The 12,753-nt window shown below is 55.5% G+C and carries 13 protein-coding genes; 5 read left to right on the top strand and 8 right to left on the bottom strand.

Going from position 1 to position 12,753, the window contains the following annotated elements:
- A partial coding sequence (locus B3Z49_RS17200; RefSeq protein WP_296993090.1) for a GMC family oxidoreductase occupies positions 1-782 on the bottom strand: 782 nt, incomplete at its 3' end.
- Between the two features lie 215 nt (positions 783-997).
- On the opposite strand from B3Z49_RS17200, the gene B3Z49_RS17195 reads away from it, so the two are divergent.
- Positions 998-1,909, top strand: coding sequence for a LysR family transcriptional regulator (locus B3Z49_RS17195; protein WP_296993088.1), 912 nt, complete (start codon positions 998-1,000; stop codon positions 1,907-1,909).
- An 18-nt stretch (positions 1,910-1,927) separates the two neighbouring features.
- Here the strand turns inward: B3Z49_RS17195 and B3Z49_RS17190 are convergent, their stop codons facing one another.
- The 6 genes from B3Z49_RS17190 to B3Z49_RS17165 form a co-directional block, all read right to left on the bottom strand.
- Positions 1,928-2,776 (bottom strand): carbohydrate ABC transporter permease, encoded by an 849-nt coding sequence (locus B3Z49_RS17190; RefSeq protein ID WP_296993086.1) that lies wholly within the window; start codon positions 2,774-2,776, stop codon positions 1,928-1,930.
- Positions 2,773-3,657 (bottom strand): carbohydrate ABC transporter permease, encoded by an 885-nt coding sequence (locus tag B3Z49_RS17185; RefSeq protein ID WP_414716267.1) that lies wholly within the window; start codon positions 3,655-3,657, stop codon positions 2,773-2,775. Before B3Z49_RS17185 ends, B3Z49_RS17190 begins: the two co-directional genes overlap by 4 nt.
- A gap of 109 nt (positions 3,658-3,766) precedes the next feature.
- Positions 3,767-5,032 (bottom strand): ABC transporter substrate-binding protein, encoded by a 1,266-nt coding sequence (locus B3Z49_RS17180; RefSeq protein ID WP_296993082.1) that lies wholly within the window; start codon positions 5,030-5,032, stop codon positions 3,767-3,769.
- Between the two features lie 16 nt (positions 5,033-5,048).
- Positions 5,049-6,173, bottom strand: coding sequence for an ABC transporter ATP-binding protein (locus tag B3Z49_RS17175; protein ID WP_296993080.1), 1,125 nt, complete (start codon positions 6,171-6,173; stop codon positions 5,049-5,051).
- On the bottom strand, positions 6,170-6,955 hold the full coding sequence (locus B3Z49_RS17170) for a DeoR/GlpR family DNA-binding transcription regulator (protein WP_296993078.1): 786 nt from the start codon (positions 6,953-6,955) through the stop codon (positions 6,170-6,172). Before B3Z49_RS17170 ends, B3Z49_RS17175 begins: the two co-directional genes overlap by 4 nt.
- Before the next feature lie 262 nt (positions 6,956-7,217).
- A complete protein-coding gene (locus B3Z49_RS17165; protein WP_296993076.1) occupies positions 7,218-8,180 on the bottom strand; it encodes an NAD(P)/FAD-dependent oxidoreductase in 963 nt (320 codons plus the stop codon).
- A gap of 151 nt (positions 8,181-8,331) precedes the next feature.
- On the opposite strand from B3Z49_RS17165, the gene B3Z49_RS17160 reads away from it, so the two are divergent.
- Complete coding sequence (locus tag B3Z49_RS17160) at positions 8,332-8,790, top strand: Rrf2 family transcriptional regulator (RefSeq protein WP_296993075.1); 459 nt, start codon at positions 8,332-8,334, stop codon at positions 8,788-8,790.
- A gap of 108 nt (positions 8,791-8,898) precedes the next feature.
- Here the strand turns inward: B3Z49_RS17160 and B3Z49_RS17155 are convergent, their stop codons facing one another.
- Positions 8,899-9,483 (bottom strand): TIGR00730 family Rossman fold protein, encoded by a 585-nt coding sequence (locus B3Z49_RS17155; protein WP_296993074.1) that lies wholly within the window; start codon positions 9,481-9,483, stop codon positions 8,899-8,901.
- 339 nt (positions 9,484-9,822) lie between these two features.
- On the opposite strand from B3Z49_RS17155, the gene B3Z49_RS17150 reads away from it, so the two are divergent.
- The 3 genes from B3Z49_RS17150 to B3Z49_RS17140 all read left to right on the top strand — a co-directional run.
- Positions 9,823-10,800, top strand: coding sequence for a hypothetical protein (locus tag B3Z49_RS17150; protein WP_296993072.1), 978 nt, complete (start codon positions 9,823-9,825; stop codon positions 10,798-10,800).
- Between the two features lie 219 nt (positions 10,801-11,019).
- Complete coding sequence (locus tag B3Z49_RS17145) at positions 11,020-12,144, top strand: Ig-like domain-containing protein (protein WP_296993070.1); 1,125 nt, start codon at positions 11,020-11,022, stop codon at positions 12,142-12,144.
- A gap of 187 nt (positions 12,145-12,331) precedes the next feature.
- A partial coding sequence (locus B3Z49_RS17140; RefSeq protein ID WP_296993068.1) for a phosphatidylserine decarboxylase occupies positions 12,332-12,753 on the top strand: 422 nt, incomplete at its 3' end.

Below are 12,753 nucleotides of genomic sequence, written 5' to 3'. Positions count from 1 at the left end.
GACGTTCCCGCCTTGTTGACGATTGCCCCGGTGCACACCGTTTGGCCGTCGGCATTGGTCGCAAAGGTCAGTTTTTCGACCTGTGCCTCGGTCCAGACTGTCAGGTTCGGGCGCGACTTGATCGGGCGGATAAAGGCCTTTGACGTGTTCCAGCGCCAGCCGGACCGTTGGTTGACTTCAAAATAGCCAATGCCGGTATTGTCGCCGTCGTTGAAATCATCGGTCGGCTCGATCCCGGTTTGACCGGCGGCCTCGATGAAGCTGTCAAGAATGTCCCAGCGAAGCCGTTGTTTTTCAATGCGCCATTCGCCGCCATGACCATGCATCTCGGAAAACGGTTTGCCGCTTTGTGTCGCAGGGGTGTTGCCGTCATCAAGCTTGTAGTGATCTTCATGGCACTTGAAATCGGCCAGGGAATGCTGCCAGTCCCAGGCTTTTTCGCCGGTGATTCTGGCCCAGTTATCATAGTCACGGGCCTGACCGCGCATATAGATCATGCCGTTAATCGATGAACAGCCACCCAGCGCCTTACCACGCGGATAGCGTAAGACACGGCCGTTCAGGCCCTTGTCCGGTTCGGTCTGATACATCCAGTCGGTGCGCGGATTGCCAATGCAATAAAGGTAGCCAACCGGGATGTGGATCCATGCATAGTTATCTGCCTTGCCAGCCTCAAGCAGCAGCACCTTGTTCTTGGCATCAGCACTCAGCCGATTGGCAAGCAGACTGCCGGCAGAACCGGCTCCGATGATCACATAGTCGAAGTTTTCTGTGGTTGTCATCGTTGTGACGCGCCTTCCCTGTTGGTTTCTATCGGTTTGGCTGTCGGCCCAAAGGGCCGCGCAACCAAAGGCCTGCAAAGGCAATTCCGATGGCCGCTTGTTCTTTTGATCTGCAAGCGGTCTTCATTCGGTGCGAACACCGAATGTGTATTAAGCGGGCAAGCGTCGCATAAATCTAATGACAAAATCCGAATAGCAATATTAGTGTTATTTATATGACTCGTTTTTCGAACATCAACATGTTGCTGGCTTTTGTCACCGTCGCGCGCGAGGGAAGCGTTTCGCGTGCCGCATCGGTCCTGAACCTGACGCAACCGGCGATTAGTCACCAGATCAAGCGTCTTGGTGAGGAAACCGGCATTTCGCTTTTCAAGCGGACCTCAACCGGCCTGCAAATCACGCCCGATGGGCAGGCGATGCTCAAAAAGGCCGAGCTTGTCCTTGATGCGATGGACGAGTTTCGCAGAAGCGCGCGCAAACGTGCCGGGCGTGTCGGTGGGAAGCTTCGGATCGGAACCATCGTTGATCCGGAATTTATCCGTCTTGGCCGGATGCTAAGCCAGATGCGCATTGATTACCCCGATATCGAAACGGAACTCGTGCATGGCGTCAGTGGGGAAATGCTGACACGGGTTTGCCGCAATCAGATCGATGCCGGGTTTTACCTGAGCGGGCCGGATGTCGATGGTGATATTGCCGTCATCTCGACCGAAGAAATCCACGCAATCAAGCTTGCCGATTTTAATTATCGGGTGATTGCCCCGGTCGGTTGGGAAAAAGAAGTCGCAAACGCCGACTGGACGACACTGGCAAAGCTTCCATGGATCGGCACGACGGACGCATCGGTGCATTCGCGGCTGCTTAAGCGGATTTTTGATCAGTATGACTGCACACAAAATTGCGTCGCGCGTGTTGATCAGGAAGCCTCGATGCTGGAAATGGTCCGATCCGGCGTGGGGTTAAGCTTATGCCGTGATTCCATCGCACTGCATGAAAAGCAGACCTTCGGCCTTGCCGTGTGCAACACCGTTTCCATTCCGGCCTGCCTGAGCCTGATCACAACCGAACGGCGCAAGGAACTACCGATGATATCGGCCTTGTTTGAGGTGCTTGAAGCAACCTGGTGAATTCCGGATTGCCGGTTTCTATCGAATGCCAGCGCGTAGGAACGCCTGAATGAATTGACGCTGGAAGATCAGAAACGCCATCAAAAGCGGGGCGATGGTCATGATGGTTGCGGCACTGATCACAGAAATATCCACCCCGGTTTCCGGCGCGCCAAACAGCGACAGTCCGACCGTCAGCGGCCGTGTTTCTGGCGAGTTGGTGACGATCAGGGGCCACAGGAAGTTGTTCCAGTGTGTGGCGATGGATACCAGCGCATAGGCCAGATAGACCGGCTTGGCCGCAGGCACATAGACCTTCCACAGAACGCCCATCCAACTGCATCCTTCGATCCGGGCGGCTTCTTCAAGCTCGATTGGCACGGATTTGAATGCCTGCCTTAACAGGAAAATGCCAAATGCACTGGCCATGTAAGGCAGGCCGATACCAAGTGCTGTATCAAACAGGCCAAGCTTGGAAACGATGGCGTAGTTTTCGACAATCAGAACTTCCGGCAGAATGAAAAGCTGCAAAAGAACCAGGATAAAGACCGTATCGCGGCCCTTGAATTCAAACCGGGCAAAGGCAAACCCGGCCAATGTACAAAGCACCAGTTGGCCCGCAAGGATCAGGGTTACGAGGATCACGGTATTGGTAAAATACCCGCCCCACGGCACGGCACCCCAGACATAGACAAAATTCTCGAACGTCAGCGGATTGGAGAAATCCAGACCAAGGACCGTGCCGGATGGTTGCAATGCCGCCCAGGCAGCAAACAGCAGCGGAGAAATCCAGACGATTGCGAGAACCCATGCGCCAAGCGCATCCAGTACCTTGTCGAGATCAGGCAATTTGAGTGTGGTGTTGGCGGTAACGGTATCTGTTTTCATCGGTAGTGGGTCCGTTTTTCAACCAGTCGGAACTGCGCGACGGCAACAAGGCCAAGGGCCAGCAAGACAAGAATGGTCATGGCGGCCGCATGCGGGCTGTCGAAATAGGCAAATGCCATTTCCCAGATCCAGTACAGGATCAGTTTGGAGGCATTGTTTGGCCCGCCCTTGGTCAGGATGAACAGATGGTCGATCAGCTTGACCGAATTGATCATCGCGTTGACGAATACAAAGATCGTGGTTGGCATCAAAAGTGGCAGCAACACACGCCGCGTGTAGGTCCAGCGTCCAGCACCCTCGATCCGGGCGGCTTCGTGCAGATCCGGCGGGATGGTTTGAAGGGCTGCCAGATAAAAGATCATGAAGAACCCGGCTTCTTTCCAGATCGTCACGATAATGACGGACGCCAGCGCGGTTTCCGGCTGGCCCAACCAGTTGGTCGGAGATGCGCCAAAGAACCCGGTGATCTGATCAATCACCCCAAGATCGGGGGTATAGAAAAACAGCCACAAATTGGCCGCGGCAATCATCGGCAAAATGGTCGGCGTGAAATAGGCGCTGCGCACGAATGACCGTGCCGGGATATGGGCATTGGCCCAAAGCGCCATGACGAGCGCAAAGATAATCGAAACCGGGATCGTCACACCGGCATAAATCAGGTTATTGGTCGCAACCGTCCAAAAGGTCGGATCAGCAAACAGATCGCCATAATTTTCAAACCCGGCAAACACCGACGGTCGGCGTGATGTGCCGCGGCTAAACAGGCTGTGCCAGAAGGTCGCAATGGCCGGATAAAAGGCAAACAGGCTCATCAGCGCCAAGGCCGGTGCGGCCAGCATCCAGCCATAAAGCGCCAGCCTGCGTTTTTGAAGTCGGGCCATTTCATTCATGCTCGGCACGTCCTGCGAAGAAATCAATTAATCAAAGTCATCAAAGAATAAGGTGCCGAAGCGGGGGAATATCCCGCTTCGGCGTGCAGATCGGGCGCTCTTAGTGGAAGGCCCGCAGAAGACGTTCTGCTTCGGACTGGGCATCGCTAAGGGCTTCTTCCGGGGTTTTTTCACCGGTCAGGGCCGCCTGAATGGCGTTGTTCAGACCTTCGCGGACACGCGCGGTGTCATAGGTGGAAAACTCGGCAACCGAGACTTCAAGCTGATCACGCGCGACCAGTGCCGGCGGGAAGTCCGCGACATAGGCCTTAAGGGCGTCGGTTTCGTACGCATCCGGGGTGACACCAACATAACCGGTGGCAATCGACCATTCTGCCGCACGTTCCGGTGCGGTCATGTATTTGATCAGCGCCAGCGATGCTTCTTTCTGCTCATCGGTTGAGTCCTTGAACAGATAGAAGTTGCCACCACCCGTGGGAGAGCCCGGTTGTTTGTGTTTCGGCAGCATGGCAACGCCGAAATCAAACTGTGCTTCGCGCTTGACCGCCGACAGGTTGCCGGTCGAATGCCACATCATGGCCGTCTGGCCCTGAACAAAGGCCTGACGCAGGGTTCCCCATTCAATGGTGCCTTCGGGCATGATTTTTTCTTCGGTCGCAAGGCCGCGCCAGAATTCAAGCGCCTCGACAACAGCCGGATCGTTGAAATAGGTCTCGGTGCCATCAGCACTCATCAGTTCCTTGCCATTCTGGATGGCAAAGCACTGGAACATCCAGTACGGATAACCGGTCGAGGGCACCATCAGGCCCCATTTGCCGTCTTTCGAAAGTGCCTTGCCAGCGGAAACCAGTTCTTCCCAGGTTTGCGGCGGCATTTCCGGATCAAGACCGGCTTCGCGGAACATGTCCTTGTTGTAGTACATGACAATGGTTGAACGCTGGAACGGGATGCCCCAGGTTTTGCCATCGACTTCACCATTGGCCATCAGTGCCGGGTAGAATGACTTCAGCCATTCCTTGTCTTCGGCTGTTTTGACGACATCATCAAACGGAACAATCAGGTCCTGTTCGATCAGGTCGTAAACGTCGATTGAAAACATCACTGAAAGCTGTGCCGGATCGCCGCTTTTGATCGCCGAAACCGCGCGCAGGCGGGTGTCGTCATAGTTGCCGGCATAGATGGCATTGACTTTGACATCCGGGTTTTCGGCTTCAAAGCCTTCGATCATGCCGTCAATCACGCTGGTCAGCGGGCCGCCAACAGCGACGGGATAATACATGGTCAGTTCAGTGGCAGCAAAGGCCGGGCTCGCCGCCGTTGCCATCAGTCCGGCTGCGAACGCAGCACTGGTTACGATGTTACGCATGAACAAAAGTTCCCTGTTAAAGTGTCGAAGTTGCAGTGTCAGGTTGAGAGGTGATCTTGGTATCTTGCGCTGATGTGCCCGGTATCGTCGGTGTCAGACGATGACCGCGTTCGCCGTCAAACCAGTGGGCCGCAGCGCCAGCCCAACTGAGCGAGACTTCTGTCCCGGGCGAAATTTCAACGCGACCGGGCAGGCGGGCGGTGGCCCCATCCGTTCCCGGGATCGCAACAAATACAAATGTCTCGGCACCCAAAAACTCGCTGCCTGTCACAGTCGCCGGGATGCCCCATGGATGGTCGTTCTGCCCGGTCGACAGGATCAGATCTTCGGGGCGGATGCCAAAGGTCAGGTGATTGGCATCAAGGCCATCGGGAATCACAGAGGCTGGCAGGGCACTGGCCGGGATCAGGGTCATCGGCGGGCTTCCGACAAATCCGGCGGCAAAGGCGGTGGCGGGTTTGAGGTAAAGGTCTGCCGGGTTGCCAACCTGCTCGATCCGACCGTCTTTCATCAGGATGACGATGTCGGCCATGCTCATGGCTTCGGTCTGATCATGGGTGACATAAACAACCGTAATGCCAAGGCGCTGTTGCAGGTCGCGGATATCCTTGCGCACCGCATGGCGCAATTTGGCATCAAGGTTTGAAAGCGGCTCGTCCATCAGACACAGCGGATGGCCGGCAACAATGGCGCGCGCCAGTGCCACGCGTTGACGCTGTCCACCGGAAAGCTGTGCGGGTTTGCGGTCTTCATATCCTTCAAGGCCGGTCACACGCAGGGCATCTGTCAGACGGGTCTTGATTTCGTCCTTGTGGGTTTTGCGGACCTTGAGGCCAAAGATAATGTTTTCGGCAACACTCAGATGCGGGAACAGGGCATAGGATTGAAACACCATCGACAGGCCGCGTTTGGAAGGCGGCGCGCTTGTGACATCCTTGCCATCAATCGCGATGCTTCCCTGATCGGCGGTTTCAAGCCCGGCAATCAGACGCAGGGTCGTTGATTTGCCACAGCCCGATGGCCCCAGCAGAACGACAAAGCTTCCGCGCGGAATGTCGAGTGACAGGTCATGCACGCCGTTGCCGCCGTTAAACACGCGCGACACAGCATTGATGCGAATAAAGGGGGGCTGGTTGGTCATTCGTAACTTTCGCTTTTGGCAATTTGCAGACGCGCGCGAACGTCCTGACGGTCAAACAACGGATCGAAAACGCCGCCGGGCACACCATCAACCACGATCAGGTCGGGGTCGGTCAGGTTGCCGCCCTTGGCCGGGGCTGGCCGACCGAATTTGGATTGGTCGGCAACAAGGATGGATCTGCGGCAATTGGCGGCAATCGCCTGACGAAGCGATACTTCGCGATGATCGAAATCGGTAAGCGTCCCATCGGGCTCAACACCGCCGACGCCAAACAGGCCATAGTCGACCTTGTATTTGTTAAACATCAGCTCCGCCTCGGGACTGATGACGTCGCGATCGGGCAGGCGCAGCGTGCCACCCGGAATGACAATCCGGTTGCTGGTATTGTTGCCCAGCGCCATGGCGGCATTCATGTTGTTAGTAATCACGGTCAGATGGCGATGATCGACCAGATTAAGCGCAACCAGTTCAAGCGTGCTGCCAATCCCGATCAGGATCGATGCCCCGTCGGGGATCAGGCTTGCGACATGCAGCGATATGGCATGTTTGGCGGCGATATTGGTGACCTGCCGACTATCATAGGAAAGGTTCATGCCCGGTTCGCCGGCATATTCAACCCCGCCATGGCGACGGCGCACCAGATTGGCGTCGCTGAGCATATTGACGTCGCGCCGCACGGTTTGCGGGGTAACGTCAAAATGTTCGGCCAACTTGTCGATGGAGACAAAGCTGTCACGGCGCAGGATGTCGATGATGTCGCGCTGTCGCGTAGAAATATTCATTTGATCGTTCAATTTGTTGTTTTGAACATTGAAGCGATCATACGCGGCTTCGTTGTCACTAAGATTTCAGAAGCGTGACATTCATATGAATATTCAGACGGTTACGAACCGCGCGGAAATTATGGGGTTTTAGGGCGATGATCAAATGAACACCGTCCCCGGATCATCCATTTTGCACGGGCGTGTAACAAAAACACCGCCGCGCGGCATGCGTGGCGGTGCCTGTTCGGATATGATTGAAGTTTGTCTCTAGTTTACGATCTTATCGAAACACTAGCGATTGGTGCGCGCCAAACCCGGCCATGACACCGGCGGCCGACGCCAACGTTGCATTGTGACGTGCAGTTGCGGCATCACCGGCGGCAAATACCCCCGGCACACTGGTTTCCTGACTGGGATCAACAGCAATGAACGGACCCTGCGGTCCTTCATCAAATCGGCATCCCAGCATCTCGGCAACCGGGTTTGGCATGGAAACGGTCGGACCGGCGAAAATGGTTTGAATATGCAAAGTGCGCCCGTCCGCCAACCGGACACCATCAATGACCGGTGCCTTGCCCAGAATTTCGACAATTGGCGAATGTTCGATTGTGATGCCACGATCACGCATGGCCAGTACCATGTCGTCATCGGGCATATGTTCAGACTGGCTGAAATAGGTGGTCGGACCCCAGTCAGGCAGCATCATTGCTTGATGGCTTGACGCTGGCATGGTCGCGATGACACCGATCTGGCTGTCGCGCACTTCATAGCCATGGCAATATGGGCAATGCAGAACCGTTTTGCCCCAGCGTTCGGCAAGGCCGGGAATATCGGGCAGGCTATCGCGTACGCCGGTGGCCAGAATGATACGCCGCGCTTCGAGGGCCCCACCATCTGCCAGTTTCAGTCCAAACAGCGGATCGGATGCATCGCGAAGCGTGCAGGCCATGGCGTCGGTGACCAGCCCGCGACGAAAATCAACAGTTTCATAGCGGCAAAGCTGATCAATGGCGGTAGTGCGAATTTCGGCCGGGGTTTTGCCGTCATGACCCAGAACTCCGTGGGCGGTGGTCGCAAAACGGTTACGGGGCTCTCCGGCATCAATCAGACATATATCGCACCGGGCGCGCGCAAGCTGCATCGCTGCCGAAAGCCCGGCGAACCCGGCCCCGATAACGGCGACGTCATATTGGTTCTTGCCTGCCGTGGTTGATTGGGCAGCAGAAGGGACATTTGGTGACATTGCATTTCCTCGTCAAACATATGGATGTGTTTCATGTAACTTTATAAGTATCGTGATATGAGCGAGTCAAAGGAATTCGAAACTTTTGTTGTTGCGAGATGTGCCAAGTGCTACGAATTGCTGGAAATCAAACCCGCATCAGGAGTTCGCAATGCGCCGTGACAGCCGACTTTCGCGCATGCTGCATGTTCTTATTCATATGGACCGGATAGACGGTGCTGCGACGTCTGATCAAATCGCGCAGATGCTTGGGACGAATCCGGTGGTGGTGCGACGAACCATGGCGGGGCTTCGCGATGATGGGTATTTGCATTCGGAAAAAGGTCACGGTGGTGGCTGGGTTTTGACCAGGCCCTTATCGGAAATCACCATGCTCGATATACATCGCGCCATTGGCAATCCCGCTTTCTTTGCCGTTGGAGTTGCCGTCGATCATCCGGAATGCCTTGTTGAACAGGCGGTTAATTCGGCACTTGGCAGTGCGTTCGAGGCTGCTGAAAAACTGCTGATCGAAAAATTTGCCTCTGTCACATTGGCCGATCTGGCCGATGAATTTGATCAGCGCATGGCAAAGATTGCCGATAAACCAACCTGCGAGCTTTCCCGTTAATCTTAATTCGAGCTGAAGTATCGGTTTTTCCAGTGGCGTGGTTACCACAAAAAAAAAAGCCCGGTCAGGTGAGGCTGGCCGGGCTTTGGTCAGGCTATTTTGCCGAGATCAGAAAAGCTTTTCGCGCGGGTCGAAGCGCGGGGCCGGTTCGGCAGCAAGCTGTTCAAAGATTTCATCGAGTGTGTTGGCCACAGTATAGAGGTTCTTGTGGCTGGGGCGGGCAAAGCCTTCGTCGATGATGGCGTCAATCATGTCAAAGCACTTGTCCCAGTAACCAAGCGCATTGAGGAACACCATCGGCTTGTCATGAATGCCAAGCTGGCGAAGCGTTATGGCTTCGAACGCCTCATCGAGGCTGCCAAGCCCACCCGCAAGGGTGACAAACGCGTCCGAGCGACGGAACATCTCGACCTTGCGTTCATGCATGGATTTGCAAACGATCAGTTCGGACAGGCCGGTATGGCCAACTTCGATATCGTCAAGATGGGCCGGGATGATGCCCACGACGGAACCGCCATTTTGCATAACGCCATCTGCCACGGCCCCCATCAGGCCGATCCGGCCGCCGCCATAAATCAGCGTGATGCCGCGTTCGGCCATCATTTTGCCAAAGGCGATGGCATTTTCCATGTGTTGCGGATTCTTGCCATCCGAAGCACCGCAAAAGACACAGATTGATTTTACTTTTGTCATGGCGACCTGCCTTGTGTTTCTTGTTTCGCAGGTAGCGGGGCCACGCATTTCTGAACGAAACCCCGTACGGAAGGGGACCTTAACCGATCCGATCGCATCTGTGGCAGTAATTTCCGCATAGCAGCATCTGAATTTTATCGATCGTGCCCTGATTTGTTCGCCTTTGGTCGTAATCTTGCCAATTGGCTATGGCATTGACGGCCAAGCTCTGGAAGGCCGCAAATTGCGCGCTTTTTGTCGCAGGGTTAACAAGTTCTGAACCTGATTGTGGGATGGGTAATTCTCACAGCAGGAAACTGCGTTAAGCATATTCATAAGAAGAAGGCAGGACCGCCCAACGTGTTTGTCGATAGTCCATTCATTCTCGCCATTGTGATATCGGGCATTATCGCCGCCGTTCTGATGCTGGCCTTGTGGCTGGGGTTGGAACGTTCCATCGCGCGTCGCCTTGTTCTGGGCGCGATCATTCCGGCGGTTGCCGTGGCCGTGCCAGCGGCCATCGGACTGCCTGAAACCGCACGCGGTGGCGTGGGCGCAGCACTTTTGATGTTGGTGCTTGGCGGTGTCTGTGGCGCGATAATGGATATTTCGCGACTGTCGGAACGCATATCGCTGGGCGTTGCCGGGCTGACCCTGCTTTTGGGCGGCTGGTTGGTGTTGGCGGCACCAATTCGAGGGCTTTCATACCATCCCGGCGCGATCCAGATTGTCGCATGGCTGGCGTTTCTGATTGTCGGCGGGTGTTTCCTATGGGTGACGCGCCCGGATTTCACCGAGGATGACGATGACGGGGCAAAACCCGCCAAAGGCAGGAAAGCCAAAAGTACCAAATCAAAATCCGGCAAGTCGACGACGGATGCCAAAAGCGACGTGGAAACAATCGCGAAACCCGGACCGATTGCGGTTTTAATGACCCTGGCTCTGGGGCAGGGGATCATCGTTCATCTGTTTGGCCTTGCCGATCATGTTGTGTTTCAGGCGGCCTTGACGGTGGCACTGTTTGTCGCGCTGATTTCTGAAAAGGCGGCCCCGCAATACCGGGTGGCGGTGTGGCTTGGCGTTGTTGGTGCGCTAATGTCGGGGGCTGCAAGTGCGATGATCATGGTGCCGGCATCCTGCCTTGCCTTTGCGGTGTTGCTTCTGGTGGTCTCCGCACGTCAGGCCTCGGTCAGGCTGGCGGCGCATCTGCCCACCGATAACCCGGCACAGGCCGCACTTTTGGGTATGATGATCCGGGTGGGTGTTTTGGCCTTGCCGTTGATCATGGCCGCCCTTGTGGCCTATGTCGGCGCCGAGATGGCGGCCAGAAGCCTTTGACCTCAAGGGTGTTTGCTGCGCGCGGTCTTGCTCTCTTCATCTTTGCCTAACGGTTGCGATGTATCGTTTGTAGGTTACGTTATGGAAACTGCACGTACAAAGTAGTACAAGTTTCTAATTAACGTGCTCGCACGGGTTGTTTGAGGGGAATATGGCAAGCAATTTCAGTGTCTTGAGCATAAGGGTTATAAACATAAACATCGTTCAAGGATATTTCCGGTGAAGCGACCCTATATCCTCGTCATTGTCGGCGTTGTACTGATCATTGCAGCGATTGCGCTGAATTACATGCTGACCAAGAGTGCGGATGAAGAAACCGCACCGGCAGTAACACAGGCGCCTGCGGTTACCACCGAGACGACGCCAAACGAACCGGCGTCTGAACCGGCCACTGACGCACCTGCGATCACCAATCCAAGCTTTGATGTCGTGCGCATCGGCCCGGACGGAAATGCCGTCATTGCAGGCCGCGCCGAACCCAACAGCACGGTTCGCATCCGCGAGGGTGAAGAAGTGATTGGCGAAGCTACGGCTGACGAACGCGGTGAATGGGTCGTACTGCCAAACAAACCGTTGGCCAGTGGCGACCGGGAATTGTCGCTTGAAGCCGAAGACGCCACCGGCAATGTTTCCAAGGCAGATGACAAGGTTGTTGTCCTGATCCCAGAGGAAAAGGCATCGTCAGCCACCAATGAACAAAGCGGTGAAACTGGCGATACCACAGGAACCGCCGGGGCCACCGACAGCGAACCGGCAAGCGAAAAGCAGCCTGTGATCGCGCTTAAGGTACCATCTGATGGTGACGGTGCCGTCACCGTAATGCAGGGACCGGCACCCGAAGCCGCAGCGAAACAGGAAGAAGGTTCTGATACGCAGGATGCGACCCTTCCGCGCCTGTCGATTGACGTTGTCGACTACGATACAGAGGGCCGCGTTGCAATGTCGGGCAAGGCCGACCTTAATCACACAGTTAGGGTCTACCTTGATAACAACCATGTTGGCACCGCGCCGGCCGATGAAAACGGCAACTGGGCACTGACCATCGGACAGCCGATTGAGCCGGGCAACTACACGCTGCGCGCTGATCAGCTTGACAGTTCCGGCAAGGTGACCGCACGCGTTGAAATTCCGTTCGAACGTGCACGGCCAGACCAAATTCTTGAGCCGGGTTCACGTTATGTCGTTCAGCCGGGCAACAGCCTGTGGCGGATTGCGCGCAGTACTTATGGCGAAGGCCTGAAATACTGGGTGATCTATCATCAGAACCGAAACCAGATCCGCGATCCTGATCTGATTTATCCGGGGCAGATTTTCGCACTGCCGAACGAAGAAAATCAGCAATAAGCATCACTTTTCTTTGCGAGGGGCAAAGCACATGGTAAGTGTGTTTTGCCCCTTTTAAGTTTGGGGCCAAACAGTTGAACGCGGGTTGCGTTGCCCATTGTCATCACTAGATGGTAGGAAAGCGCCCGCACGGTACCATGCGTACCAAATTGATACGCCCAACCATGGCAACCAGGGAATAAAGACTTTGAAATCCGTTCTTGTGCCGATCAATCCCGAAGGCTGGAAATTCGTTGCGATCTTTGCGGCGATCACTGTGGGCTTGTTCCTGATTGCGGAACCGCTGGGCTGGATCGGGGTGATCCTGACACTTTGGTGCGCGTACTTCTTCCGCGACCCGGATCGCATTACCCCGACCGATGAAAATCTGGTGATTTCCCCGGCAGATGGCCGTGTTTGCATGATTTCGCAGGCGCCGCTGCCCAAGGAACTTGAGCTTGACGACAAAACCCCGCGCACGCGTGTTTCGATCTTCATGAATGTGTTCAACGTTCATGTGAACCGCTGCCCGGTCAATGGCGAGATCGTTGGCGAGGCCTATGTGCCCGGCAAGTTCGTCAATGCCGAACTCGACAAGGCATCGGAAAACAACGAACGCCAGATCCTGCT

It is taken from the genome of Thalassospira sp. UBA1131 (assembly GCF_002311515.1).
Lineage (GTDB): Bacteria > Pseudomonadota > Alphaproteobacteria > Rhodospirillales > Thalassospiraceae > Thalassospira.
Note: the sequence above shows the minus strand (reverse complement) of the source record. Positions and strands in the feature narration are given on the sequence as shown.

Excerpts from the sequence above, each read along its gene's own strand:
- B3Z49_RS17160 (WP_296993075.1), top strand. The coding sequence starts at position 8,332 with ATGCGCCGTGACAGCCGACTTTCGCGCATGCTGCATGTTCTTATTCAT.
- B3Z49_RS17165 (WP_296993076.1), bottom strand. The coding sequence starts at position 8,180 with ATGTCACCAAATGTCCCTTCTGCTGCCCAATCAACCACGGCAGGCAAG.
- B3Z49_RS17180 (WP_296993082.1), bottom strand. The coding sequence starts at position 5,032 with ATGCGTAACATCGTAACCAGTGCTGCGTTCGCAGCCGGACTGATGGCA.
- B3Z49_RS17195 (WP_296993088.1), top strand. The coding sequence starts at position 998 with ATGACTCGTTTTTCGAACATCAACATGTTGCTGGCTTTTGTCACCGTC.
- B3Z49_RS17170 (WP_296993078.1), bottom strand. The coding sequence starts at position 6,955 with ATGAATATTTCTACGCGACAGCGCGACATCATCGACATCCTGCGCCGT.
- B3Z49_RS17155 (WP_296993074.1), bottom strand. The coding sequence starts at position 9,483 with ATGACAAAAGTAAAATCAATCTGTGTCTTTTGCGGTGCTTCGGATGGC.
- B3Z49_RS17175 (WP_296993080.1), bottom strand. The coding sequence starts at position 6,173 with ATGACCAACCAGCCCCCCTTTATTCGCATCAATGCTGTGTCGCGCGTG.
- B3Z49_RS17190 (WP_296993086.1), bottom strand. The coding sequence starts at position 2,776 with ATGAAAACAGATACCGTTACCGCCAACACCACACTCAAATTGCCTGAT.
- B3Z49_RS17185 (WP_414716267.1), bottom strand. The coding sequence starts at position 3,657 with ATGGCCCGACTTCAAAAACGCAGGCTGGCGCTTTATGGCTGGATGCTG.